The organism is Clostridium sp. AM49-4BH (genome assembly GCF_003478335.1).
Taxonomy (GTDB): Bacteria; Bacillota; Clostridia; order Lachnospirales; family Lachnospiraceae; genus Butyribacter.
In genome coordinates, this window is sequence record NZ_QUFB01000027.1 from 1 (window position 1) to 25,848 (window position 25,848).

General features: G+C 40.0%; 24 protein-coding genes. All 24 read right to left on the minus strand.

Translation table 11 applies throughout. From position 1 onward, the window contains the following. Nucleotides 1-138: 138 nt before the first annotated feature. The 24 genes from DW981_RS08800 to rsmB all read right to left on the minus strand — a co-directional run bounded on the left by DW981_RS08800 (nucleotide 139) and on the right by rsmB (nucleotide 25,837). The gene (locus tag DW981_RS08800; protein WP_118507452.1) at nucleotides 139-1,119 is read right to left on the minus strand and encodes an aminoglycoside phosphotransferase family protein; all 981 of its coding nucleotides are present in this window, start codon (nucleotides 1,117-1,119) and stop codon (nucleotides 139-141) included. Nucleotides 1,120-1,139: 20 nt separating this feature from the next. After that, nucleotides 1,140-1,370, minus strand: a complete 231-nt coding sequence (locus tag DW981_RS08805; protein WP_118507453.1) for a cysteine-rich KTR domain-containing protein — start codon at nucleotides 1,368-1,370, stop codon at nucleotides 1,140-1,142. Next, nucleotides 1,348-2,100 (minus strand): DUF3795 domain-containing protein, encoded by a 753-nt coding sequence (locus tag DW981_RS08810; protein WP_118507454.1) that lies wholly within the window; start codon nucleotides 2,098-2,100, stop codon nucleotides 1,348-1,350. Before DW981_RS08810 ends, DW981_RS08805 begins: the two co-directional genes overlap by 23 nt. Nucleotides 2,101-2,169: 69 nt before the next feature. Then, nucleotides 2,170-2,529 carry a hypothetical protein gene (locus DW981_RS08815; RefSeq protein ID WP_022024825.1) on the minus strand — a complete coding sequence of 120 codons (360 nt, stop codon included), beginning with the start codon at nucleotides 2,527-2,529 and terminating at the stop codon, nucleotides 2,170-2,172. A gap of 704 nt (nucleotides 2,530-3,233) precedes the next feature. Continuing rightward, complete coding sequence (locus DW981_RS08820) at nucleotides 3,234-4,112, minus strand: GNAT family N-acetyltransferase (RefSeq protein WP_118507455.1); 879 nt, start codon at nucleotides 4,110-4,112, stop codon at nucleotides 3,234-3,236. A gap of 220 nt (nucleotides 4,113-4,332) precedes the next feature. Continuing rightward, on the minus strand, nucleotides 4,333-5,202 hold the full coding sequence (locus DW981_RS08825; RefSeq protein WP_118507456.1) for a carbon-nitrogen hydrolase family protein: 870 nt from the start codon (nucleotides 5,200-5,202) through the stop codon (nucleotides 4,333-4,335). Between the two features lie 410 nt (nucleotides 5,203-5,612). Beyond that, nucleotides 5,613-6,284 carry an ABC transporter ATP-binding protein gene (locus DW981_RS08830; protein WP_182434202.1) on the minus strand — a complete coding sequence of 224 codons (672 nt, stop codon included), beginning with the start codon at nucleotides 6,282-6,284 and terminating at the stop codon, nucleotides 5,613-5,615. Beyond that, nucleotides 6,281-9,190: an FtsX-like permease family protein gene (locus tag DW981_RS08835; RefSeq protein WP_118507458.1), complete on the minus strand. Its 2,910-nt coding sequence runs from the start codon at nucleotides 9,188-9,190 to the stop codon at nucleotides 6,281-6,283. The genes DW981_RS08830 and DW981_RS08835 overlap by 4 nt, the downstream gene beginning before the upstream one ends. Before the next feature lie 321 nt (nucleotides 9,191-9,511). After that, nucleotides 9,512-10,786: an MFS transporter gene (locus DW981_RS08840; protein ID WP_182434203.1), complete on the minus strand. Its 1,275-nt coding sequence runs from the start codon at nucleotides 10,784-10,786 to the stop codon at nucleotides 9,512-9,514. 154 nt (nucleotides 10,787-10,940) lie between these two features. Continuing rightward, on the minus strand, nucleotides 10,941-11,627 hold the full coding sequence (locus DW981_RS08845) for a WYL domain-containing protein (protein ID WP_207663994.1): 687 nt from the start codon (nucleotides 11,625-11,627) through the stop codon (nucleotides 10,941-10,943). A 32-nt stretch (nucleotides 11,628-11,659) separates the two neighbouring features. Then, a complete protein-coding gene (locus tag DW981_RS15370; protein WP_207663995.1) occupies nucleotides 11,660-11,860 on the minus strand; it encodes an HTH domain-containing protein in 201 nt (66 codons plus the stop codon). 286 nt (nucleotides 11,861-12,146) lie between these two features. Further along, nucleotides 12,147-13,268 carry a 5-methyltetrahydropteroyltriglutamate--homocysteine S-methyltransferase gene (locus DW981_RS08850; RefSeq protein WP_022024817.1) on the minus strand — a complete coding sequence of 374 codons (1,122 nt, stop codon included), beginning with the start codon at nucleotides 13,266-13,268 and terminating at the stop codon, nucleotides 12,147-12,149. A gap of 488 nt (nucleotides 13,269-13,756) precedes the next feature. Beyond that, the gene (locus DW981_RS16175; RefSeq protein ID WP_347474548.1) at nucleotides 13,757-14,326 is read right to left on the minus strand and encodes an ATP-binding protein; all 570 of its coding nucleotides are present in this window, start codon (nucleotides 14,324-14,326) and stop codon (nucleotides 13,757-13,759) included. 162 nt (nucleotides 14,327-14,488) lie between these two features. Beyond that, a complete protein-coding gene (locus tag DW981_RS08860; RefSeq protein ID WP_182434204.1) occupies nucleotides 14,489-15,418 on the minus strand; it encodes an acyl-CoA thioester hydrolase/BAAT C-terminal domain-containing protein in 930 nt (309 codons plus the stop codon). 229 nt (nucleotides 15,419-15,647) lie between these two features. Continuing rightward, nucleotides 15,648-16,565 (minus strand): hypothetical protein, encoded by a 918-nt coding sequence (locus DW981_RS08865; RefSeq protein ID WP_118507460.1) that lies wholly within the window; start codon nucleotides 16,563-16,565, stop codon nucleotides 15,648-15,650. 167 nt (nucleotides 16,566-16,732) lie between these two features. Beyond that, nucleotides 16,733-17,218 carry an HD domain-containing protein gene (locus tag DW981_RS08870; protein WP_118507461.1) on the minus strand — a complete coding sequence of 162 codons (486 nt, stop codon included), beginning with the start codon at nucleotides 17,216-17,218 and terminating at the stop codon, nucleotides 16,733-16,735. 104 nt (nucleotides 17,219-17,322) lie between these two features. Then, nucleotides 17,323-17,985, minus strand: coding sequence for a thiamine diphosphokinase (locus tag DW981_RS08875; protein WP_118507462.1), 663 nt, complete (start codon nucleotides 17,983-17,985; stop codon nucleotides 17,323-17,325). Between the two features lie 116 nt (nucleotides 17,986-18,101). After that, nucleotides 18,102-18,818: a PilZ domain-containing protein gene (locus tag DW981_RS08880; protein WP_182434205.1), complete on the minus strand. Its 717-nt coding sequence runs from the start codon at nucleotides 18,816-18,818 to the stop codon at nucleotides 18,102-18,104. Next, the gene (gene rpe, locus DW981_RS08885) at nucleotides 18,808-19,479 is read right to left on the minus strand and encodes a ribulose-phosphate 3-epimerase (RefSeq protein ID WP_182434206.1); all 672 of its coding nucleotides are present in this window, start codon (nucleotides 19,477-19,479) and stop codon (nucleotides 18,808-18,810) included. Before rpe ends, DW981_RS08880 begins: the two co-directional genes overlap by 11 nt. 54 nt (nucleotides 19,480-19,533) lie before the next feature. Then, complete coding sequence (gene rsgA / locus DW981_RS08890; RefSeq protein ID WP_118507465.1) at nucleotides 19,534-20,412, minus strand: ribosome small subunit-dependent GTPase A; 879 nt, start codon at nucleotides 20,410-20,412, stop codon at nucleotides 19,534-19,536. Then, nucleotides 20,412-22,499 (minus strand): Stk1 family PASTA domain-containing Ser/Thr kinase, encoded by a 2,088-nt coding sequence (gene pknB / locus DW981_RS08895; RefSeq protein WP_118507466.1) that lies wholly within the window; start codon nucleotides 22,497-22,499, stop codon nucleotides 20,412-20,414. Before pknB ends, rsgA begins: the two co-directional genes overlap by 1 nt. Nucleotides 22,500-22,522: 23 nt before the next feature. Beyond that, complete coding sequence (locus DW981_RS08900) at nucleotides 22,523-23,242, minus strand: Stp1/IreP family PP2C-type Ser/Thr phosphatase (RefSeq protein ID WP_022024713.1); 720 nt, start codon at nucleotides 23,240-23,242, stop codon at nucleotides 22,523-22,525. A gap of 138 nt (nucleotides 23,243-23,380) precedes the next feature. After that, complete coding sequence (rlmN, locus tag DW981_RS08905) at nucleotides 23,381-24,406, minus strand: 23S rRNA (adenine(2503)-C(2))-methyltransferase RlmN (protein ID WP_118507467.1); 1,026 nt, start codon at nucleotides 24,404-24,406, stop codon at nucleotides 23,381-23,383. 30 nt (nucleotides 24,407-24,436) lie between these two features. Further along, nucleotides 24,437-25,837: a 16S rRNA (cytosine(967)-C(5))-methyltransferase RsmB gene (gene rsmB / locus DW981_RS08910; protein WP_243034702.1), complete on the minus strand. Its 1,401-nt coding sequence runs from the start codon at nucleotides 25,835-25,837 to the stop codon at nucleotides 24,437-24,439. Nucleotides 25,838-25,848: the final 11 nt, after the last annotated feature.

A 25,848-nucleotide genomic window follows, 5' to 3' on the forward strand; every position in this document is an offset into this window, starting at 1 on the left:
GAAAACGCCCGGTACTTCATTTGCAAAGCTGAAAGCTCCGTCCTTACTGCTAAAGAAATATCCTTTTCTCATTTCTTTACCACATTTTGAACATTTCATCTTCTAATCCTCCTGTGCCTGTGCTTTCTTTTGCTCTTATCAATTGTGATCCATCACAGCCGTTTCCAGCTTCCCCACTTCTCTTGCAAAATCATCCAACACCCAGTCATACATATGTGGATCTTCGTATTCACGATATCCGCACTCCACCACCATTCCCAAGCGCTGCCAGATACGATAGATCTGAATACGAATTTTCTCATTTTTGGTAAATTCTATTTTGCCATAGCCTTGCAGAAAATATGGATTAGGAACATCTCCAAAGTCGTGAAAATCATGGCTTAATAATGGATCTGCCCATAACACCGCTGCATAATCAATAAGTCCTGTCAGCTTGCCGTTTTTTATCAAAAGATTACCATCCCATGTATCGGTATGTACATAAACCGGGACAGTTACTTCATCCAATTCTTTTCCATACTTCCGAATCAGTTTCTTAAGGTCAGCCGATGTAATTCCGGGAATAGCAATTCCCTTTTCTTCGGCATCACACAACAGCCAGTCAAACAATAGATTTATAAAATCACTGTTTTTCTTGCAATAACTTTCCGGTATATTGGGAATTCCAAAGATATCTGCCTTTAAGGAACATATCTTTCGTGTGATCTCTCCCATTTCCTTCTTTACATCTGCTCTTTGAGCATCCGTAATCGTCTGATCATCACACAACGGCACTCCATCCAGATAACTCATAAAGAAATACGGAACATCACATATTTCTCCACTGTCATCATAAAAGAGTAATTTCGGCATCGGAATATCCAGCCATTCCTGAAATAATTTCAACATTTCCGCTTCCGTTGGAATATATTTCACTTCATTGCGCATAACCTTTACTCCTGTTCCGGATGCAAGCTTAAGTACCATTTTTTCTTCAGCCGTTTCTACCAGATATACGGCACTACAAAATCCCCCGGATAATCTCTTAATGTTTTTTATTGCAACCGGATGGCCTAATGCCTGATCTGTCATTTGCTGTATCTGCTCCTCGGAAATCCAATTTTTCGTAATTGCATCCATTCTGCTTTCCTCCTCTAAATTTAATTATCACCCTTATAAACGGCATTCATATAACTGATCCGAATATGACATGGGGCAAATATAGTTGCAAATATAACCAACATAATGTTTCCACTGATAATACCACTCTCCTTACATTTTGGACAAAACAGTGGAAAACGTTTTAATTCCGTATCGTCCAATATCTGTGTCCTGGTCTTTGCTCTGCATACCGGACATAAGATCCATTTATCCGTTACTACTGTCTGCATCTGACTCATCACCTCCCGATAAAGCTTGTAAAATATCCTCCCCGACACCCAAGCCTTTTAAATATGTCATCCCCGTATTGTGAAGCATACAATACATATTTTCTTTTGTATCCTGAACGATTCCCGAAGCAATCAAGGTTCCCATTCCCTGTGTATATACCATCATCGTCATGGCAAAATCCATTGCCTGCTCTATCGTAATTTCCAACATATCTGCTATCTTCTCATACATATTGGGTCCATCTGAAAGATCCTGCTGCAGCTCGAAACCATTGCTTAAAAGCTGACTTCTCTCACCCGTATAAAGAAAACGAAACAGATATGGTCTCTCCAACGCTAAATCTATAGTTCCTTTTCCTCTTTGTTCAAATGCGACAAATTCATTTTCATTGAAACTATAGTAGGTATTCTCCACATATTTCTCTGCAAAAGGAATTAATTCCTGCCGCAATCCTTCCATCTGCGAACAATCAGCACAGGTATCCAGTCCATTTTTCCGAACACAATTATGTATAGGACAGAGTTTGTCGCAGAACGGTGTTTTTACACCCTCTATGCGACATCCGACGCAGTTGATCATTTCCGGTGTGATCGTTACCCCGTTGAGCTTGCTCCACAGAGTGGCGGTTTGCTCACGCAGGGCATTGTCGTCTGTAATTGTTGCGATCCTGGCATCACACTTTTCGCAATCAAGTCCGCAACAGCCAATCAGTTGGTTTTTGTTTTTCATCGTTTTCTCCATAGCGTTTCCTATATAACAAAGAATTATTGAACTCTTTGCATAGATAAAATTTCAGTTTTACTTTGTAAGAACCTTCTTACAATATTTATGTGCTCCACAATGTGGACATACTAATTTTCGCTTTGTAATTGTATGAGGTCCCATAATATATGACTTCATATTTGGAACAAATCTATTATTACATTCAGGACACTCATAGGCTCCTGCTTTTATATCAAGGACACAGGCAATTGCAATTCCTCCAACCAACACAACAAAACCTATCCCTATAAGAAGTACTCTAATCCAGTTCTCTATCTCCAGCATCCCCGACAATATAAATAATGGAACTGCCGCTATAATTGTAAGTCCTGCCACCATTGCTGATAGGACAATTTTCTTTTTACTTTCCTGTGCTTCTTTGACTAAATTCACCATATTTTTCTCCGCTTTCTTTATATAATCTTCTACGCTCCCCCGTAGAGTAACATTTTAAATTTACTTGTTGCGCAAGAACAATGTTCTTAACTATTGTTCCTTTTTAACCATGTCATCCATTGCGTCTTCCCCCTTTCCTATCTGCAAATACGCTCCTTTTATCCATTCGCTTTTTTCTTTCTGCGTTCTGCAATCCTCCGGTTTATCTTATCTGCCTCTTCTTTCTCGAGATACCACTTCACAAGTTCTTCCGTTACTCTCATCGTTTTTCCTTTCCGGCTCCATAGCTAATGTCCTTATTCTCACAACCATATCTTCTATAGCCTTTGCCCCCGCACTATTTTCCTGCGCTGCTGCGGTTACATGTTCAATTGCCTGGTAATTGCTCCGTGTATTAACATTTACCTGCGGTACGCTCACAAAGCATTGTAAAAATAGCAGCAACTGCAATTAACACCATTGCTCTTCACAATAGTTACAAATATAACCGCACAGATTGCCAGCAAATATTTAACATATGCACCTTCCAATTTTGCAATATTCACAATGTCTGTACCAGGACTCCACTTCGTTCTTCCATACCAGCTACCTCTCCATATATTATTTGGCAATTTGCCACTGTAATTACTCTATCGTGATTTGATTTCATTGTCTATATACAGACAACTAACATGCATAAAATGGATACCAAAATGCATCCGTCTTTATGCATGTGAAAGTTTCGGAAAATAAAGTTTTTCCTTCTCGATACTTTTTAGCTGCTCCCCGAAATAAAACAGCCTGTAATCGTCGGATCCATCATATTTCTCTGCCTCGCACATATCCATGTCCTTCAGATCCGGCACGAAACCAAGCTGACATTTATGATATTCCCCTCTCACTCTCTGCAAAACATCCGAAAGTGCCACTTGATTTTCACAGATGATACTCTGTAAAAATAGTGTATCCCCCTCTGTCTCTGCTACGATAAAACAGTCCATATCCTTTGCATAATATACATTTTCCATATCTGCAGTATAAAACATCTGCAAACCAAATTTGTTGATCTGCTCCATAGAAGAATTTGCTGCACTGTGCCGGATCATGTCCATATATTTTTGCTTCATCTGCACATCTGCAGTATTTACCGGGACAAACCACTCTCCCTTAGACCTGTTCCTGCAAAACTCCTCTTTGACCTTATACTGATACTCCGTTTCCCTTGAAAAGCCACACTTATCATAAAAGTCTAACGCATCCAGATTGGCAAACAGATAAAATCCGTCACAACTATCCTTGTACTGTTTCACCACATGCTCGATCAGTTTTCTTGCCAAGCCCTGTCTGCGATATGCCTCATCGGTCATGACCGTTCCGATCTGTATGTAATTTCTCTCTACACCATTCTGAAGAAAAGTCATCCGATTTGCGGATACATTTGCAATTATTTTTCCATCCTCAATAAAGGAATAGGGAATATAATCTCCCTCAAAATATCCACCTGTCACCCAGTCTTCAAAATCGAAGAAGAATGTTTTTCTTGTCAATTCATTCAGTGCGTGGCGCATGGTATCCTCACGCATGTAATCGCTTACTAATTCCATGTTTTAACCCTCCTCTTTTCCCTTTTGATCCTTAAAGTTAAAAGCTGCAATGCAACACCCAAAAGCACCTACCCACACTAATGCAGCGTAAATTCATTGATCTATAAGACCAAATATGCAGCCGGCTATCACCAGCAATATGCCTGCTGTTCTTAATAAACGAATTGCTTTTTCAAACATCTTCCCCTTCCTCCCTGTCAATTCCTTTCTTCTCTCGAAATCAATTTAAAAAGTTTGATTGTTTTAACAGCTCATTCTGACCAGGTCTTATAAAGGGTTCCTTAATTTCTTTACTTAACAACTGACTGTATGCTTCTACCTTACGAAATGTATTTCCTAACATTTCCCGCCTCCTATAATCTCTAATCGCTTCCATATCAAACTCCGCATAAAAAATCCCCTCTGTTTTATCGTCAGCCAGCAATACTGTATTATCAACACACTCTCCATTTCTGTCCCAGCAAATCGGGCTAAATGCACAGGAACATCCAGCATTATCTCCATTCGGATTTGCCATAGCAACTGCAACCATATTTTCATATGCTCTTGTAGAAAGTGCTCGGATTCTTGGCTGCATAGAACCACAATCATTTGGTACAAGAATGATTTCTGCACCTTTTAACATCAGTATTCTTGCACTTTCCGGATACTCTCTGTCATAGCAAATCATAACGCCCAATTGTATTCCCTCAAAATCGCACACCTTAAATTCCTTCCCTGATTCAACATTTCTTTCATCGGCAAAATCACAGGTATGTACCTTTGAGTATTTCATTAATATATTGCCTGATTTATTGATAACAAAGGCTGAGTTCTGCGGTTGCTTATTACCTTTTGTAAATGCCGTGAGTACTACACCTATTTTATATTTTTTCGCTTTCTCGCATATTTTTGCAATGCTTTTATCATCATCTGCAATGCTTTTCTCATACGACATAGGCAGATCATACCCGGTAACAAAGCATTCCGGCAGCAAAAGAATATCTGCATGATTTTCCGATGCCTCTTTCATTGCCATAATAATGCTTTCCATATTCTTTTCTATTTGTGCATTAAGGGCTCGTTTTTGTAATATTGCAACCTTAAACATTTTTATGTTCTCCTTTCACTAACTCTCAACATATATTTTTCTTTCAAATATCATAAACAAAACGCGGAACCAATCCATTTTTCTTTTCGGATCAGCTCTGCGTCTCAGCGTCTGGCTCATTTATGATTTGTGTTTCATCAACAGGTGATGAAACTAATGTAACCTGCCTTAATACACTTTATTGAATAATTCTCTGACGAACAGGATTCATAAAAACATCCGCAATTTCTGTTTTTATTAAGTTTCTTCTCCTTTTATTCTCTATTTTGATTATATTCTCATTTTTGATAATGTAAAGTGTTATTTTCTTTTTGTATTTATTATCACTACAGAAAAGACGCAGATGAAAGCCAGTTAGTTATTTACTGGTAATCTTTCCCCTGCGTCTCTGGTGCTTCCATTATCACTGGTCATGACTCACAAATCATTCCATCCGATAGTTTAATAACATTTTCACATTTCATTGCAACATCCATATCATGCGTTACGATCACAACTGTTTTTTTCAATTGATGCATCTGGACAAAAATATCCATAATCTCTCCGGCAGTTTCCTGATCAACATTACCGGTTGGCTCATCTGCAAGTATCAGATCCGGATCATTGATCAATGCTCTTGCGATTGCGACACGCTGTTTTTGCCCACCTGAAAGCTCTGTTGGCAAATGCTTCTCTCTTTCTTCCAATCCTAACATGGAAATAAGGGAGTGATAATATTCCATATCTATTTTTTTCTTTGCAATTAATCGTGGAAGCAAAATATTTTCCTTCGCCGTGAGTTCGTCAATCAGTCTAAAATCCTGATATACAAACCCGACCTCCATATTGCGATATTTCGCCTGTTGCCCCGCATTATAATGGCTAATATCAGATCCCTTAAAGAAGATCTTCCCCTCTGTTGGCAGATCAAGTAACCCGATCATATTCATCAAAGTCGACTTTCCGGAACCGCTTTTCCCAATAATAGCGTAATTATGTCCCTGTTCAAGTTCTAAAGCAATCGACTTTAATGCCTGCACCTGATTCTTTTTGCCTTTTCCATAAACCTTACTTACATTTTCAATCTTAATCATAGCACTCATTCGCATTTATTCCTCCCTTCCTTTTGTCCGCATGTGCAGATAATAACAATTGTACCAATAATAAGTAATGAAACTGCTACACTTACCAATACTGTCTGTAGAAGATTACCATTCCATAAATCATACTTTGGAATGGCTTCCACCCACGGCTTGCTAAGTATGAGTGCATCATATGTATCATTCTCATACGCATTCCGCATTAAGTCGTTTGCATATGCTGCAATTCTGGAATACCCCCACACAGGCAGTATACTGATGCATCCTCCAAAAAGACCTATTTTTCCAAATCTCATCCAAAGAAGAAGTCGTATTTTCCTTTTTGTCATTCCCAAATCATTTAATAACATTCTTTCTTTTTTCATGGAAAAAATATTCATGGATATCGTATTGCCCGCACTGAGAATGCTTAACAAAATTAACACAGCAAGCAACAGGTAAAAAATAGCCATCACTCTTTTGCTGATCATCTGTTTTTCCCGAAGTATACTAAACACATCTATTTGCGCCATATACTTAGCCTCGCTGACATATTTTGACCATGTCTTATCAAAGGATTTTAATGCAGTATCGTTGTATTTTTTCAGTGTAACTCCTACTCTGGTATAATTTTTATTAGGAAGTTTCCATTTTGTAAATGCATCTGTTGATGTTAGAACATTAACAGTGTTCACGCCATTATCGTCCTCAAAATAAAACGAATCCAAATCAGCATCAACCAGTACAATTCCACCTATCCTTGCATCCAATGGAATCATTTTTTCAAAGCACAAAAATTCTTTTGTCACATTTTGCACGGTAACCTTATAACTGCTTTTTTGATTCTCGTATCCTTTTGGAATCTGTCCTAACATGCATTCTGTGCTCTCATCTAACGTCTTATCTCTTATAAAGTCTACCAATGGTAACTTGTCCCCCACCTTAAAGTAACTTGCCAGATCCTGATCCGTGACCATCAATAGAACTTCCTCTCCTGTTTCTATCTTCTTTCTGTCTATCTCTCCCGCAATAAGATTATTTTTTGCAAAAGACATCACTTCCTCAGTGGAGAGTCCGATGGTTGGCGTATGAAACACCTGCTTCTTTTTCAGATCTACACCCAGATACTTCAAATACTCAACACTTGCCAGCGCATCAATCTGATCATTCACAGAATCACTTATTGCTTCTGAAACTTCTGACTGTTGCATCAGCTTATTTGACAACATATCCGTCTTATTAACCACAAGAGCGGTAGAATAATCTACAATTGCCCCCTTTGCACTTTTAACATTCTCGTTTGATTTTAACTCTTGAAACATCTCCGTAGTTACTCCGCTATTATGCATATATTGTAAATAACCGGAATACACATCTACTGGTGACTGTTTCATATAGTAATCAAACCCCTTTATTCTTGCCTCTTTCAATTGAGCATCATAGTTGCCTGTATCGTCAGCAATCTTACATTGAAAAAATTGATATCCAAACACTGCCGAAACAAGCACAAGGCATATTATAATATTAGGCAGTATACGATACCTGATTTTGTCAATTCCCATGTAATGATTTAAAAGATAATAGAGATTTTTACACTCAAATTTTCTTTTCTTCTTTGTGACTTTCTTCATTTCATATTGTATTGGTTTCATACGAATTAACTGCACAAGGTTGATGATTGTAGCAACGACAACACTAACACCAACAACAAAAGCAGCAGTGGTATATGGGTTCCATGTCACCTTGTTAATATACGGAATATAAAATGAATCAAAATCAACCACAGATAGTAAATGTATATTTAATAAATCATTTGCGAGGCTGATAAGAAATTCATATCCCCATTTTCCACAAAAAATTCCTGCTAATATGGTCACTGCCAATACAATCAACATTTCCATACTATAAAACAGTGCAATCTTTTTGCTATTCATTCCCAGCCGAAGCAGAGTCCCATAGTAATCATACTTTCTACGGATATCCATACGAATCGAGTCAAATATCCCCACCAAAACCAGTGTAAAAATTAACAGCAATAATACCGGCATAAGATACTTTGTATATCCATCGACTGATATATTTCCATTTTCCATACTGCTTGAAACAACATTTGCCAAACTATCTCCATTCGTATCTGCTCCCAGTATATTCGCTATTGTCCATTCTCTGCCAAAAGACCTGTCAGTAGTAATATGTAAGTCTGATAATAAATCAGAATCATCTAAATAGGACTGTACTACATTGGCAGAATTTTCCTTTTTTACTACATCCGCCAAAATATGTATTCCTTTTGGATTCTTTACTTCTTCCGGATAAATATATGCATATGGGAAATTTACATTGTTCATATTACTGGTTGAAAACATTTCTTCCGGATAAAACCTTGTATCATATGTTTCACCTGTATCATGTTTTTGAACCTCTATAATTCCAACCAATGTATATGTTACATTTTCTGACGTATCATCGCATGTCAATTGAATCTTTTGTCCTAACTTTTCCGCCAAACCATTCGATTTTAACGTGATACGATCTATGCATATTTCCCCTTTTTTATTCGGATACCTTCCTTTCACCGGATTAACATAATACATATCCTCTGTTTTTTGATCCTTAACCGCACCAACTTCAATACTATTTCCGGTTTCCAAAAAGCGATACTTTCCCTGATCAAAAACATACCCCAACTCCGAAAAACGATTGTCTTTTTCAATAACATCCTTTAATTTATCACTCACTTGACAGAAAGCAACATCATAATTGCCATAATCTGATAAAAGTGTATCTGCATATAGCAGCTTTCCTGTCCTCGTTAATAACAGGGAGATTACAATTGCAATAACCCCTAAAAAAATCGTGCAACCAAACAATGCAAAATTTCTTTTCGACTTTTTTATATCTGTTCTAATAAATCTCCAAAATAGCTTCATAAAATTCCTCCCCCAAAAATTTTATTGTAATAACTTATAGATTTAGTTTAAATAACTATTGTTTAAGATTCAATGTGATTTTTGTTTAAGATTTGTTTAAGATTTGCTCAAAATTTTCCCCGACAAAGTATGCCCTGTCAAGTTGAATACTATTATGACTATCTACATGTCTGATATACCATTTATACTCAAAGTTTTTTCATAATACTAATAAACTGCAACACTGCATCAAAGAAATCTCTTTCACAAAGTAACCTTCCGGGAATCCAGTTGTCAATATATTATTTTGTTGCATCTGTAAACTGTGTATGACCGTCATGTCTACAATTGATCCAACTGTTTTATGGCAGGATTGCACTTCATAATCGTTAATGCGACAGTCCCTGTTACTCCTGCAATAACAAATATTAAACCTATTCCGGAACCACTCTGCCGTCCAACAAGAAAGGTGATCATATTTTTATGCAAAGACATCTTTTTCATAAATGGTTCAAAAATATAATCAGCCAGCATACCTCCCATTAAAAATCCTAATGGTGTTAATGCCTGTGTAATCATGCCTTGCAAAGAAAAAACACGACCTTGCATCGTTGTATCAACTTTCTCTCTTATAATAATTGTCTGATATGTATGATATATTGGGCTTCCAAAACATCCAATAAATACCACGATACACCACCACACGAGATTTCTTCCCATTCCAAACAATGTAATTCCAAGCAAACATAGATAACTGCCAAAATACATGACTGGCAATTTTTTATGAGGCTGCTTTAAGATAGACAATAGGACGCTTGCCACGATACAACCTATTGCCATAAACGACGAAACAATTCCCACGATCGTTTCATTATTGTTTGTTCTCGCTAAAAGAAGTGGTGTGCACATACCATCAAAGGAAATTGCGCCTGTAAATTCCAAAATGCAATACATCACTAAAAGCATCAAAATTGATCGATTACCAGCTATAAAATTAATGCCTTCTTTCAACCCATCCCATATTTCTGAAATCGATGTCTGTTTACCCGAAGAAATTTCATCAGGTATCTCCACAACAAATAGTAATACTAAAAAAGCAACTAGGAAGGTGCTCAAATCAATTATTAAAATCCATTGCAAGCCCAATGTATTAAGAATGGTGGTTGCCAGAACTGGCTGAAATATACCAACTAATGCGCCCATTGTTGATTGAATCCCACCAATTCTTGCATAATCTTTTTGATCCACCAATAAGGTTACCGTAACTTGAGAAGCGGGATTTTGAAATGCATTCATAAATCCATTGATCACATTTACCAGACACAATACCCATAACTGTAAACATCCCAAAATATAACAACTCAAGAGAATGACAGAACCTGTTGCTGCAATCGAATCGCAAATAAGCATGATTTTTTTCTTATCCATTTTATCAGCAACCGCTCCACCGAAAAGACTTACAACGAGATATGGCACTGTACTGCATATTGCCAGTAAAGACGCCGACATCACCTGTCCACTATTAGAATACATCCAAATAACAGTTGCAAATCCAGTCATGGAAGTTCCTAATTCTGACACCATCTGGCTAATAAAAAAAATCATAAAATAATACATCTTATTTTTTGTTCTTTTCATAAGTAATTTCCCCTTTGATCTTCTACGACTTCGTTATCATAGTGATCAACCGGTTATCAGACGCATACATCAGTATTGGGCAGTCACTATGTTCACTTGCCTTTGCACCAATTATAGCATTTAATTACGACAACTAGCTGTCGTAATTAGATAAAAAATTTCTTGCCGTATCAATCAATTCCCTTTTATATTCCTCTGGTGCTACTACTTTTACACGGTCTCCAAAACTTAATAAAAGTGCTTTCCATAATCGTTCCTTTGCTGGTACACCAATAAAAGTTCTACACACTCCATTCATCATTTTCTCTATTTGACAATCCGGAAAATATTCTTGTATTAAACCACTTTCTTGCTCTTCAAAGTGTACTTCAATATTTATACAAGTTTTGTAATAATTTTGTTCACTTTCTTTCATACGCTCTTCGATATCTCCATGATCTGTCATGGATTTTTTATTTAATATTTCAACATCTTTCATTCGTGCAACCTTAAAAGTATAATATTGCTCCTTTTCATCACGATACGCAAAAAGATACCATGCATACCATTTATAATGTATTGCTAAAGGTTCTACTGTCAGATCAGATTCTTTTCCACTGGCATTTCTATAGTGAAAAGAAATATATTTCTTCTCTGTTATCGCTTGTTCCAATGTTTTATTAACATTTTGAACCTGTTGATTCTCTTTTGTAACACCAAAATCCCAAAAAATTCTTTGTCCACCTTCTTTTCCGATAATGGAATTGTATTTTTCAATGATTGAATCCAATGTATGATTCGTATAGGAAGTGGATAAAGTTTCCAGTGCCTTAATAATCATCTGTTGTTCATCATTTTTAATATTTGTATTTTTCAGTTTATATGTTGATAAAATAGAATAACCACCATTTTTCCATTATCCGAATAAATAGGTATGCCACAAGACGCAATATTCACCATATCACGCTGAATCGTCCGAACCGATACATCATATTTTTCAGCTAGAGTTTTCGCTGAAACCTTATCATGATTAAAAAGATAAATAATAATTCCAAGTATTCTGTCAATTTTCATCTCTATTTCCCCCATTATAAATGTTGTTGTCCTTTCAGTATCATATCTACATACTGATTTACAAAGAACAACTTCTTGATGACTGCATCAAAATTATACCAAATGAACCATTATCCTTCTACAACGATTCTTTTTCATATTACACTGGTCCTGATCCAGCTCCTGCTCTTGCGGGAAAATTTTAAGCGTGACCAGTTGCTCGGCAAAAACGCAGAAGCATTTTCCCCGGTCACAGAAGCCACATCCCAATAAGAGGGCTGTGATACGATATCACAGCCCCCTTTTGCTATTTCCAAACTTCTTCTGCAATTTCTTTTACCAGCTTAAGCTTTGCCCACTGTTCTTCCTCTGTGAGTTTGTTTCCAATCTCACATGATGCAAATCCGCACTGTGGACTAAGATATAAACGATCCAATGGAACGTATTGCGCAGCCTGCTTAATTCTCTCTACAATTGCTTTTTTATTTTCCAGATCAGGTTTCTTGGTGGTAATGAGTCCCAAAACCACTTTTTTGTCCCCTGATATTTTTGCAAGCGGCTCAAATCCACCAGATCTCTCATCATCAAATTCGAGGTAATAGGCATTGACATTTTCTTCCCCAAACAACAGATCTGCCACACCATCATATGCACCTGAACTGAAAAATGTTGAGTGATAATTACCACGACACACATGTGTATTAATTGTAAGATCCTGTGGTGCTTCTGCCACAACATCATTATTAAGTTTTAGGATGATTCTCTTATATTTCTCTAACGCCTCTCCTTTTCTGCCCGTAAGTTCAACCGCTAATTCTGGGTTTACCATGCCACCCCATACGCAGTCATCAAACTGCAGATTTCGGCAGCCAGCCTCATAAAGTTCCTTGATAAACTCACCGTAAGCCTTAATGACATCCTCAGCAAATGCTTCCTCTGTGCCGTATATTTTCAAAGTGTCTTCCAAAAGCTGTGTTCCGGTAAAATAAGCATAAAACTGTCCCGGAGATGGTATTGTCTGTTTGGCAACGGTATTTTCATCTTCCAGTGCCTTTACAAATTTAAAATGTTCAACAAATGGGTGATTCTTTACGGAAATTTTTCCAACTATATAGGTATCGTCAATCATGGCAGCTTCCGCATCAAACGTGGTATTTCCATCTACTGTTTTTTTATGTTCGATCCCTTGAAATCCCCACATAAAATCCAAATGCCATGTTGCTCTTCTGAACTCTCCATCTGTGATCACATGATATCCAAGCTCTTTTATTTTGTTGACAAGTTGTATAATGCACTCATCTTCTACGCTCTTCAACTGTTCTGCACTGATTGTTCCAGCCTCATAATCTGCCCTTGCTTTCTTTAACTTTGCAGGTCTCAAAAAGCTTCCGACATAATCGTATCTAAAAGGTGTTTTCAAATTACTCATCTTGTTCTCCTTTCATTGCATCACATATACAAAGCTATTATAGGCAGCATAGGAATCTTTGCAAAATACAAAAAAAAGAGAGTTGACCATAGCTTTTTTCTATGGTCAACTCTCTTTTTTCATTTTACATAATTGCTGAATCGACTGCCCTTACCTTTATGTTAATACTAAAGTTACTTTTCTGTTGTATTAAGCACGTAAATCGTACTTCTTGAAGCACCCTCCTTTCTTAACCAACCATCCTCTATCATATTGAACAAAATCTCTCTAGCCCGACGTTGTTTCAAATCAAGAAGTGTCATAACTTGTGCCCTTGTGATATATGCATTTTCCAAAACGTATCGGTAAATCTTTTGTTCCTGCTCACCTCTCGGCAATTCTCCGGCGGTTCTCCGGCGGTTCTCCGGCATTCCTCTGATATTTCATTGTATAGCACCAACTGATCTCTCACACAATCGGGATAACTACTATTATCTGGACTGTTACTATTATTTCGATAAAATTTGTGAATATCCCTCCTTCATTCGCTCCAAAGTCTGCCCCATTGGAAGCTTGCCTGGAGAAGTAATTTCTAACCGATCATCGTAGATTGCGATCTGAATATTCCCATGATCCAGATAACTTCGATGCACAGCCGCATTAATAATCAACTCACGAATAGCATCTGGCGGAATTTCATAAACATCTTGTCGATATATTCCGACAATATTCGCTCCCAAATGAATATTTCGAAGAACATATTGAAAAGCCTGCTCTATTTGTTCCCAAATTGGGCCATCATACTCCCGTCGATCCACAAAAACCTCTTTCGTCGACCCCTTAAACACACCACACTGTGTTGCAGTATGAAATGCACCTGCCCCTGTTAAAATCGCATAGGCATTTGTTGGATAATCTTTGCCATCACGCTCTATAAGAATTCCCCAAGAACGCAGCTGCTGTCTTCCCACCTCTTTCACAGATTCTTTCTGAACTTCATTATTTGCATTTTTGACCGCCTGTTCCTTCATAGATTGACAGAGAGAATCAATATCCTCATCTGTAATGCTTAATCCCATACATAAAGTTTGATCAAAATGGCGATTGCTCCCCTCAAACATCAATTCCTTATAATTATTTTATAATGAATACATCAAAAAAACAACCTTTCATAGTATTCACCTTATCACCTATAATTCAATAAAATATATGCTACACGTCTCTGTCAAGCTTCTAAAAAACTACTCTGCCCGCCATTCTTTTAATGCCGCAGAAAGCTTTTTGTCAATATCTTTTCTCGTTGCCTCACACTCCTTCGGATATTCTTTGGCTGCTCTAAAAATAAACCGCAGCACAAATTTTAGTCCTACAGGCAATGCCATACGGAGCATGGATTCCGGCAATACAAAATGAGTCCCGTGCTCATACACAAGCGGTACATATTCACAAGTATGAGGTCGCTCTTTTAATCGTTGGTCCATGCGGCGGATATATTTTCCTGCTTCCCAGAAAGAATCATCCTCCGCACCCACAAGAAAAAGTTTTCCTTTAATATTCTCGACTTTGATCATTTCCTCTTCCGTATGCTCTCTTGCCTTCTCGGAGTCAATAAACAAACAAGTGCTTCGCTCGATATCACCGGAGCCTTTTGTTTCCTCTTCAATCTTCTGCCAGTACACCGGATGTTCATACACAAACGGCATGTAAGGCAACGGCTCTCCTTTCCACGAAAGGGTAGATGTCTCTGGAATCTTCCATTCTTTGCAGCCATCTTTATTTCCCTGCTCAAATCCCTGCCATACAAAATCACTGGCTGTAAGCGCAAAAGTCAAGGTAATATCCGGGAAATAAGAAGCTGCGACCAGCGAATCCATCCCCGCCGTGCTCATTCCCATAATGCCAACTTTACGATTGCCGTTAGCCTGCAGCCATTTGATCGCTGTCTCGATTCTTTCTAACGGGTTATTGACATGACTATAATTTTTCTTACCGGGAGATACGCACAAAGCATTCACTCCATTTTTATGTAACCATTTTGCCCCACACTTTGCCATGTAATCATTTGGATCATCTCCAAATAAACCAATGACCGTACAATCAGATCCTGTGGGATTTTCATAATAAGTTCCATAGAAACCATCTCGTTCAATTTCAAAAAACAGCTTTTTCATCACAATTTCTCCTATACCACTTGCAAAGACTCGTTCCATATTTTGATGTATGCCTGTCTGGCATTCATCATTTACGCCTTACTCAAGTTAGCATATACTAACCAAATTGTCAAACTTTCTTCCCACTTGATCCTACGCTACAGTCCTAACGGTATAAACTTTCTGACATTCAATTTTACGCTGCATTCCTAGCAATATAATAATGTCTCTTCCCGCATTATGGTTACATTTAAAATAAATCCAGCATATTGTCCAAATAAATCTTTTCACGAACCACTAGCTGATATTCCGGCTTTGTCAGGTAATAAAGCAAAAATTCTAAGATCAATGCACTGCCGAGTCCCCGTCCCTCAATCTTAAAATTGGTAAATCCCATCGGCAAATACTTTTCTTGTATATCAGTAACACCAATAAAGCCCGGATTTTTCATCGCTTTCGAAAAACGGTACCCTTCTTCCAGATCATTGGCTGTGCAGCGATGCCCGCAGCCGCTTTCTCCTAAATTTTTGCGGCTGACCGCTTCATAACAACGCTTCCTATCTTTGCAGGCAAACGAGCAGCACTCGTTGCACAAAAATTCCACTTTATCTTTCTCTGATTTGGATAATGTCTGTAACTTATCAAACTGTTTATTGAAACGAAAATCCGGCACGACATAGCGAAAATCATCCCGCTTTACTTCGCTCACAAATTGCTCAAAATCCGTCAATACCTTTGTCGTTGAAGATACAAAATAAAGCTCCGGATAGTTTTCTTGTAAATATTCTAACAACAAATCTGAATGAATGATAATACCATTTTGCACACCTTTATTTTCAGCAAATAATGCACAAAGGGCATTACATTTTGTATCCGACAGGTGTTTTTTTTGAAGCAGAGAATTACTAAAAGTTAAACGGCCTGATATTCCATATCGACGCAATAATGCTAGCACTTCTTCCGGATTTTCCGCACCGAAGGTAGTTCTTCCTCCACCCCAAAGGCAATCGGCGGGTGCGCCATAAATAGAGCCGATCTCACACCAGTTATAAAAATACTCCCTGTGTTCATAAAACAGCGCTAAAAACAGACGATATAATTCATAAAATTCAAACAATCCGGGCAAATGAAAGTACGCAGTCTTATTTATTAAATTGTTCTCTTTCATTCTGTCACCAGCCTCCGTTATTTTCTATCGTTCTTCCCTTCACTCTCTCGTCCTATCGTTTTCACTGTATTGTATCTCGTCCTATCGCTCCCGCTGTATCCTATCTCGTCCTATCGTTCCCACTGTATTTATCTTGTCCTATCACTCCCACAGTATTCTATCTTGCCCTATCGCTCCCATTGTATTCTGCCATCCCCCATAGTCTCGGAAAACGCACAGTATTTATCCACAAAGCAGACAACCCACGCCTCTAGACATCGTGGCGGCAACACCGTCAACGGGAACATATGTCTCGCAATAATATTTCTCTCTTTCCTATTCAGCGAAAAATCTTTGCTTGCATTATAAAGGGCGAACGCCGGATGTCGAAATCCATGCAGCCGATGTCCGCCATCCTTTTCATGCCAGTCATATAAAAAATAATCGTGCAGCAAGGCCCCTCGCACTAATGATTGTTTATCAACTGGCAGACGATAATTCTCCACCAACAGAAGGCTCTTATAGGCAACGTTAACACTATGCTCATAGACCGATGTACTTCCATGCTGCATCGCATTCTGCTCCTCCAACAAACGTCCCTGCTCACACAATTGGTGTATCACTTCATCTAACAAGTCATAATTTTCTTCCGATAACTCTACCTTTCGATTCATACAGCCCCTCATTTCTGTTATCTAAGTCATCTGCATCAAGTTTACAACTACTGCGATCATTATAGCACACAACATAATGCAAGCAACCCCTATCTGATTGCGCTCTAATCCCTAGATTCGATCACGATCAATTCCCCATGTGTAAACGAGATCGTTGCCGTCTGCGCTTCTGGCGCAAACTCATTGCTGATCGCGCGTCCATCACCATATGTAAGCGTATAATCTTTCAGTCCATATTGAAATCCGGTCAAAGTCACCGGATACACTTTTTCGGAAAGCGGCTGCAAGGATATATATTGGCCAAATACCTGCTCTCTGTGTAAGGTTGTCTCTCCGTCAATCAAGTATAACCGATTATGCGAATCTACAATATACGCCGGGATTCCCTGCTTAAGTGGTTTCATCAAAATATTTAGATTGGATAGAAAATGATCCAATCGTCCCCCGGTAGCACCCAGAATAGTGATTTCAGATGCCCCTTCCGACAATATCCATTCCAATACCATCTGCGTGTCCGTATAGTCTTTTGCCTTAGGATACTGCACAAACTTTGCTGCCTTATCCGCAGACCGATACTCTGCCAGTGTCTCTTGCGATACACTGTCAAAATCTCCCATAATATAATCCACGTTAACTCCTACTGTGTGTGCCGCTTCCAAACCGGAATCTGCACATGCTACCGTATCAAAAGACTTGTCGGCCAAATATTGTTTTATAAATGCAATATCATACTTTCCGCCGCTAAATAATATTGTTTTACCAAGCATTATACTTATCCCCTCTCTTCTCTTACAGAAAGTAGTTGCTGTCCTAAAAACGGCACTGCATACATCTTATCCCGTTACATCTTATAAGATCGCTATCCCCAAAAAAGGGCAGTATACTACTGCCCTCTGGTTTTCTTCAAAATATCTCTCTGTATATCATAGATGTATTTCATTAACTTACGATCTGTCATCGTCATCTCACATCCATAATAAAAGTTAAATTTATGATTGGTGGCACGTAGCTCGTCACGACGCACGACCTCTGCTCTGCAATGCAGCATACCATAAGGTGATGGAATGTCGAAAAACATGCCATCCTCCAATTGAAACTCAAAGTCAGAGTATAACCCCACTCCGCTTTCACTGACATCTTTGATCACACCACGCACGATCTCTGGTTCTATCTCCTCGATAACATCTGCATTTTCTTCTTCATCTGCAGGGCTTGGTGGTTCTGATAATCTGCGAGGTGCTCCCGGCACATCATAGTAGCCAATTAATGTTTCTTCGCCGATCTGGACGCGATATGCATTGCGTCGATTGTATGAATGACCCTTATCGTTAATCTGAAATATATGCACCGGCTCTCCGTCCAACTTCGCAATGCCTGCCTTCACTTTTGTCCATTCCCACAGTCTGTCTGCATCGCGATATACAATGCATATATCATCCTCCGCATGAAACTGAAAAGCTCTTCCATTGGATGCGATCAAACTAACACATACCTGATTTAATTTGGCTTCCTCTACTTTACTGACTAACCGATAACGATAACCTTCACGATCAATATAAATTTCTAATGTTCTTCCTAATGGAATATTCTCAAGAAGCATTTTGTCCCTCCGTGTTGATTTCTTCTTGCAAAACATGAATGTTCTCCTCGATATCCCCACGAAAAACAGCGGTTCCAGCCACGACAATATCCACACCGCATGCAGCAACAGCACGTGCATTTTCCTTTGTCACGCCGCCATCAATCTCTATTTTGAAGAACAATCCGCGTTCTTTGCGAATCTTGTGCAGCTGTTTCACTTTTTCCAAGGTCTCCCAAATCAGAGTCTGACCCCCAAAACCAGGCTCTACCCCCATTATAAGCACCATATCAACTTGATCCAAAATACCATCTAACTTGCTTAACGGTGTTTTTGGACTCAAGCACACTGCCGGCTTCGCACCACTTTCTCGAATGGCCGCAATCGTCCCCGGCAAATCAGCGCACGCTTCCGCATGCACAGTTAACCCATCCGCTCCGGCCTGACGCAAGGCGTTGACATAACGGATCGGTTCCTCTATCATCAGATGCACGTCAAAAAACATGTCTGTATGTTTCCGCAATGACGCAATCACCGGCATACCAAAAGAAATAGATGGTACAAACATTCCATCCATCACATCAATATGGAGGTAATGTATGCAAAGCTTTTGCAATTGTTTCAATTGCTCTCCCAGGCAGATAAAATCTGCCGACAAGATTGACGGTGCCAACTGTTTCATATTTCTTCTCCATTCTTTCATAGACGAGTCTATGAATGCATCTTCCTATCATATCTAATAGCGTTTCCGATTTTTGAGTTCTTCATAAAATAGTTTATAATTCTCATATCGGCTACTCGACATTTTCCCCTGAGCCAATGCCTCCTTGACCCCACAATCCGGTTCGTTGATGTGAGCACAGCCAAGGAAACGGCATTGCAATGCATATGGTCTAAACTCCTGATAATATTCCCTTAATTCTTCTTTTTCCAATTCCGGCAAAAGAAGCGAAGTAAATCCCGGTGTATCCATCACATACGTTTGATCCGGCAGCGAAAACAGTTCCGAATGTCTCGTTGTGTGTTTCCCTCGCTTAATTTTGGTACTAATCTCCCCAATTGCCATATCTGCTTCCGGAAAAAGTGCATTCATTACAGAAGATTTCCCAACACCGGATGGTCCGGCAAGCACTGTTGTCTTCCCAATCAAACTTTGATGCAGCTCTTCTAGCCCCTTCCCATCGTAGGTACTGGTAAAAAAGAGCGATGCACCACTGTCTTTATAAATATTGGTGTATTCTTCTATAAAACCATCATCTGCGGTGTCCAATTTATTAAAGCATACACTAACAGGTACATCCTGCCACTGCATCATCAGCAGAAAACGATCCAGCAAATTGATATTTGGTTTTGGATAGGATGCTGCAAAAATAACAATCGCCTGATCGACATTAGCAACTGCCGGGCGTATCAACTCCGAATGTCTAGGCAGTATCTCCTCAATATTCCCCAGCGCATTCGCCTCGTCCAGTATTGTTACATCTACATTGTCTCCAACCAAAGGTTTGACCCTTCGGTTGCGAAACGCACCCTTTGCCTTGCATTCCAACAGACCAATGCTTGGAACGTGTACATAATAAAATCCGCCTACACCTCGAATGATCTTTCCCTGCATTACTGCCTTTCCTTCTTAAACTCTACATTGTATGGGCCACCTACTTCTACGCCATCTTTATACAACGTAATCTTACCATTGTTATCACTGTATCCCTCAACCGAAAACTTACGCGGGAAATCAGAATAACTCAAAGTTCCTGACCAGGCAGTTTTAGATTTACCATCCTGCTCTAAGACTAATTTGATGGATGCCGGAGCTTCATCTTCGTAGTCAAACGGATTGGCAGAAATCGTCAAAGAACCTGTATATTTGTACTTCGGCTCTGTCGTCGGTGTCGCAGCCGGTTTCTCAGTTGCCTTATGCTTAGATCCTAAGCTGACGGTAAATTCAATCACCGTTCCAACCTCAACCTTGGTACCGGACTTCTTAGACTGGCTGACCACATATCCCTTCTGTACTGTATCACTATATACATAAGTCGGCTCATCTGGAGCTTCCAATCCTACATCTGCTAATCGTTCTCTCGCAACCTCTAATGATTTCTTCACGAGATTTGGAACACGTACCATATCATTTTCCGGTCCCTTACTGATGATCAAAGTAACTGCTGTTCCTTTGGCTACACTGGAACCCACAACAGGATCGGTACCACATACCTTTCCTTTGGCTACGATATCACTATATTTCTCTGTGGTTCCCTTAACGGTCAAATTGCTGCTCTCTAATTGAGATGTTGCGTCTTCTAAGGATTTATTTGTTACATCCGGAATCGTAATTCCACTGGATTCCTGACTGTAATAAATAGTAACTCTCGTTCCTTCTTCTACCTCTTCGCCGGATTTCGGTTCTTGATCCGTCACGGTATTAGCGTCCTCCTCAGACTCTACCGGCTTAAGCTGATATTTTAATCCTGCCTCGTCAAGCATCTTCTCTGCTTCTTCAAGTGTATGATTCACGAGATCCGGTACTGCCACTTTACCTAAAGCAGCCGCAGAAGACTGTGGATCTGCACTTGCATCTGCTGTCGAAGTCGGCGTTGGTTTCTTGTTGGAACCGCCACCCCACCAACCGGCCACTTTGCCGATCAGCAAAATAACAACTAACACAATGATCACCGCAACAACACCGCTGCAGATTTTCAAAATACGCTCTAATTTAGGATCAATAGCATCATCGTCCGATTCTTCCTCTTCATTTTCCGGCTGAACTGTACGGTCTTTTTCTGCTAAAATAGCACTCTTTTTCAACTGATCCACTTCATTTTTGTCCATAATGATCGTCGGCGAATCGTCGACAACATCGGAGATCACAACATAATCCCCATCCGGCTCTATTAACGCTCTCTTCAGATCTGCGATCAATGCAGAAGCTGTCATATAACGCATATCCGGCTTCTTCTGCATACACTTCATCACAATCTTGGATAAGCTGTGCGGAATTTCCGGATCAATTTTATCTAACGGTGTTGCCTCTTCCTGAATATGTGCAAGTGCAACAGTCACCGTGCTGTCTCCTTCAAAAGGTACTTTGCCTGACAGCATCTCATACATTGTTACACCAAGAGAATAGATATCACTCTTTTCGTCGCTGTAACCACCTCTTGCCTGCTCCGGACTGATATAATGCACAGATCCCATTGCATTAGATGTGATTGTATTTGACGTTGCTGCCTTAGCGATACCAAAGTCTGTAACTTTTACTTTGCCCTCTTTGGAAATAATGATATTCTGTGGTTTAATATCACGGTGAATAATGCTGTTATCATGTGCAGCCTGCATACCCTGTGCGATCTGCACACCGATCCCTATCGCCTCCTTGACATCGAGACGACCTTTCTTTTCAATAAAGCGCTTGAGCGTAATACCCTCCACAAGCTCCATAACGATGTAATACAGATCGTCATCTTCACCAACATCATACACATTTACAACATTCGGATGTGACAATCCCGCTACAGACTGCGCCTCCCCTCGAAATTTGGAGACAAACTTTGCATCATTACTATATTCCGGTTTTAAGATCTTGATCGCCACGAAACGGTTTAATCTCTGATCTCTCGCTTTATATACATCCGCCATTCCGCCGGATCCCACGCGGTCAATAATCTCATATCTCTCGCTTAATAACATTCCTGGACTTATCATTTCTACCCTTACCTCCTCTTAGCTTATACCTCAGCTAATACAACGGTAATATTATCATTACCGCCGTTCTCATTAGCTCTAGCCACTAACGACTCTGCCGCTGTCTGCAGAGTATCACTATTCTTTACAATGTATTCCATGTCTTCATCTTCAATCATATTGGACAAGCCATCACTGCAGAGCATAATAACATCCCCTTGCTCCACATCAATCTCAAAGAAGTCAGCCTGGACTTCTTCATTGATGCCAAGGGCCCTCGTAATAATATTTTTCTGCGGATGTATCCTTGCCTCACTCTCCGTAATATTACCCTGTTTGACCATTTCCTCTACCAAAGAATGATCATCCGTGATCTGCTCAATCCCATCTCGTATCAAGTACAATCTGGAATCCCCAATGTTGGCAATGTACAGTGTATTTTCCTCTAATGTGCAGGCTACCACAGTGGTACCCATGCCCTCATATTCTACGTGTGACGCAGACTCCTCAAAGACTGCTTTGTTCGCAGCTGTAACTGCTTCCTCAAACAAGGAAACCGGCGTCTTATGAGCACTCTTCTCCAGCGACTGCACCATTGTCTCTACACATAAACGTGATGCATAGTCTCCGGCTCTATGTCCGCCCATACCATCTGCCACGATCAACAGATTTTGGAAACTACCAACAGGTTCAGTATTGCAATACATATAGTCCTGATTCATAGATCTCTTGCTGCCTATATCTGTCTTTGCATATGCTTTCATGTAGTTTCCCCTCCTTTGTTTATAATCAACCTTACATGTATACTATCTAACATATTTTATCATAATAGTGATGTAGTGTCAAAATCTGACGCTTTTTCCATCTATTTCACAACTGACACGGGATTTATCTTCCACGAATTATATATTTTTACCGCGCAGCTGACCACAGGCAGCATCAATATCGCTTCCCATCTCTCTACGGATCGTTGCGGTAATATGCCTGCTCTCCAATATTTTCTGAAACTCCAATACTTTGGTACGCTTGGATCGCTCTCCCATACGCCCTTCCACCGGATTCAGCGGGATCAGGTTGACATGGCAATTCAGACCGTGCAGCAAATCCGCCAGCTCCTCTGCATGTTCTGCGCTGTCATTCGTCCCATCCACCAAGCTATATTCAAATGTAACTCGGCGTCCGGTGTGATCCACATACTCCCGGCATGCTTTCAAGATCTCTGCGATCGAATACCGATTGGCAACCGGCATCATTTCCCGGCGCAGTACATCATTCGGCGCATGCAATGAGATTGCAAGTGTGATCGTTAAATCTTCTTTCATCAGACGATAGATTCCATCTACAAGACCGCAGGTCGACAATGTTATATTTCGCTGACTGATATGCAGTCCCCGTTCATCCGAAATCATTCGAATAAAACGTACAACATTCTCGTAGTTATCCAAAGGCTCTCCAATTCCCATAAGGATCACATTAGAGACACGCTCTCCGGTGATCCGCTGTACCTCATAGATCTGCTCTAGCATTTCCCCGGTTGTCAGACTGCGATTTAAGCCGCCTACCGTGGACGCACAAAAACGACATCCCATCCGGCAGCCCACCTGAGTGGATATACAAACGCTATTGCCATGATGATATTTCATCAACACTGACTCTACTTTATTACCGTCACTAAGCTCCATCAAAAACTTGTTCGTACCATCTGCGGAAATCTGCCGCTTTACCATGGTACAACCATTTAACGCCGCCTGCTCCTCTAATTTATCACGAAACGCTGCGGACAGATTGGTCATACTCGCAAATTCTTTGACCATTTTTTGATGCATCCACTGATATAACTGCGTTGTGCGAAATTTCTTCTCTCCAAGATCTTCCACAAACTGCTGCAACTCAGCAAATGTCATGCTTTTAAGATCCACTTTCTGCATCTGTCCACTCCTTCTTTCCTAATTACTTTGTCATATTCCTTTTCGCTGAAATTTTGCCACAAAGAAACCATCCGATCCATTTCCCGGCAACACTTGCAAATATCCCTCTTTACCGGTCTTTCCTCGCAGCGATTCCGGAAGGTCTTCCTCGATCGAAACCGGCACAAACGGAAGTGTCTCCTCGATCCACGAAACGTTATCATTATTTTCTTCTCTTGCAACGGTACACGTACTATATAGCAATATACCACCCGGCCGTACATATTGGCTGACAACCCGCAAGATCTCTCGCTGCAGCGATGCCAGCTCATCAATATCTTCCCGATGCGTGTGATATTTAATATCACATTTGCCACCGATGACTCCCAGTCCGGAACACGGTAGATCTGCGATCAAAACATCCACCGAATCGATCCAATCTTTGCGAAGGATCCTGGCATTCTGACGGTACAGTTCGCAATGATCTACCCCGGCGCGCTCCATATTTTCCTGAATCAAATGCACTTTCGTCTCGCTTAAGTCACAAGAAAAGATTACACCGGTACCTGCCAATAAATCCGCTGCGTGCAGAGATTTGCCGCCCGGTGCTGCACAAACGTCCAATACCTCTTGTCCCGGTTTGATCCCGGAAACAGCACCAACAAGCATCGAACTTTCATCCTGCACCTGCAGTCTTCCTCTCACAAACGCCTCCATAGAATCCACTCGCTCAAAGCCGGATAAGTGAAGGGCATACGGGAACCATTTTCCGGGCTGTACTGTTACCTGCTGCCGCTCCAAAGACTCTATGATCTCAGGAACCGCAAGATCCGGATTTCCGCTCGGATTTTGCAGATTCAGATTGCACCGCACGGTTACACCACTTTCCTTCTGCATAAAACCCTGCAGGATCTGTTCTGTTTCAGCTTCACTGTATTCTTCTAAAAAATATTCAATGATCCAACCCGGCATCGAATATTTGATGGATGCGTAGGAAATAAAATCTTTCGCATCTGGATATTTAATCTGATCTTTGCCACGGATAACACTTCGAAGAACGCCATTGACAAATCCACTAAGACCTTTCAAACCACGTTTACGTACCAGTTTCACAGCTTCGTTGCAGGCTGCACTGTCAGGCACTTGATCCATATAGAACAACTGATATACTGCCATACGCAGTGTTTCACGGATCACCGGTTTCATCTTGACCACTTTTGTTTTTGAAAAACAATCTATGATGTAATCCAAACGGATTGCCTGTTCAACAGTTCCTTCTACTAATCTGGTAAGAAACGCACGCTGTTGTTTGGACAACGTATCCTCTCTATTTAAGGTACGGTGTAATGTCCGGTCACAATACTTGCCTTCTTCCATCACCTGCAGGAGAATATCCAGCGCAATGGCACGTACATTTCGCATATTCTGTTGTGGCGTCTGCCGTTTCTCCATGGTATTACTGT

Coding starts and splice junctions, on each gene's coding strand:
- DW981_RS08850 (WP_022024817.1), bottom strand. CDS start 13,268: ATGAGTAATTTGAAAACACCTTTTAGATACGATTATGTCGGAAGCTTT.
- DW981_RS08880 (WP_182434205.1), bottom strand. CDS start 18,818: ATGCTTCTTGAGAATATTCCATTAGGAAGAACATTAGAAATTTATATT.
- DW981_RS08860 (WP_182434204.1), bottom strand. CDS start 15,418: ATGAAAAAGCTGTTTTTTGAAATTGAACGAGATGGTTTCTATGGAACT.
- rpe (WP_182434206.1), bottom strand. CDS start 19,479: ATGAAACAGTTGGCACCGTCAATCTTGTCGGCAGATTTTATCTGCCTG.
- DW981_RS08825 (WP_118507456.1), bottom strand. CDS start 5,202: ATGTTTAAGGTTGCAATATTACAAAAACGAGCCCTTAATGCACAAATA.
- rlmN (WP_118507467.1), bottom strand. CDS start 24,406: ATGCAGAAAGTGGATCTTAAAAGCATGACATTTGCTGAGTTGCAGCAG.
- DW981_RS15370 (WP_207663995.1), bottom strand. CDS start 11,860: ATGAAAATTGACAGAATACTTGGAATTATTATTTATCTTTTTAATCAT.
- DW981_RS08835 (WP_118507458.1), bottom strand. CDS start 9,190: ATGAAGCTATTTTGGAGATTTATTAGAACAGATATAAAAAAGTCGAAA.
- DW981_RS08870 (WP_118507461.1), bottom strand. CDS start 17,218: ATGAATCGAAAGGTAGAGTTATCGGAAGAAAATTATGACTTGTTAGAT.
- DW981_RS08800 (WP_118507452.1), bottom strand. CDS start 1,119: ATGGATGCAATTACGAAAAATTGGATTTCCGAGGAGCAGATACAGCAA.
- DW981_RS08820 (WP_118507455.1), bottom strand. CDS start 4,112: ATGGAATTAGTAAGCGATTACATGCGTGAGGATACCATGCGCCACGCA.
- DW981_RS08875 (WP_118507462.1), bottom strand. CDS start 17,985: ATGCTTGGTAAAACAATATTATTTAGCGGCGGAAAGTATGATATTGCA.
- DW981_RS08900 (WP_022024713.1), bottom strand. CDS start 23,242: ATGAAAGCATATGCAAAGACAGATATAGGCAGCAAGAGATCTATGAAT.
- DW981_RS08840 (WP_182434203.1), bottom strand. CDS start 10,786: ATGTATTATTTTATGATTTTTTTTATTAGCCAGATGGTGTCAGAATTA.
- DW981_RS08865 (WP_118507460.1), bottom strand. CDS start 16,565: ATGAAAGAGAACAATTTAATAAATAAGACTGCGTACTTTCATTTGCCC.
- DW981_RS08805 (WP_118507453.1), bottom strand. CDS start 1,370: ATGCAGACAGTAGTAACGGATAAATGGATCTTATGTCCGGTATGCAGA.
- DW981_RS08810 (WP_118507454.1), bottom strand. CDS start 2,100: ATGAAAAACAAAAACCAACTGATTGGCTGTTGCGGACTTGATTGCGAA.
- pknB (WP_118507466.1), bottom strand. CDS start 22,499: ATGATAAGTCCAGGAATGTTATTAAGCGAGAGATATGAGATTATTGAC.
- DW981_RS16175 (WP_347474548.1), bottom strand. CDS start 14,326: ATGGGATTAAGCATTACAGATGAGGATATTGATTCTCTCTGTCAATCT.
- rsgA (WP_118507465.1), bottom strand. CDS start 20,412: ATGCAGGGAAAGATCATTCGAGGTGTAGGCGGATTTTATTATGTACAC.
- DW981_RS08815 (WP_022024825.1), bottom strand. CDS start 2,529: ATGGTGAATTTAGTCAAAGAAGCACAGGAAAGTAAAAAGAAAATTGTC.
- DW981_RS08845 (WP_207663994.1), bottom strand. CDS start 11,627: ATGATTATTAAGGCACTGGAAACTTTATCCACTTCCTATACGAATCAT.
- rsmB (WP_243034702.1), bottom strand. CDS start 25,837: ATGGAGAAACGGCAGACGCCACAACAGAATATGCGAAATGTACGTGCC.
- DW981_RS08830 (WP_182434202.1), bottom strand. CDS start 6,284: ATGAGTGCTATGATTAAGATTGAAAATGTAAGTAAGGTTTATGGAAAA.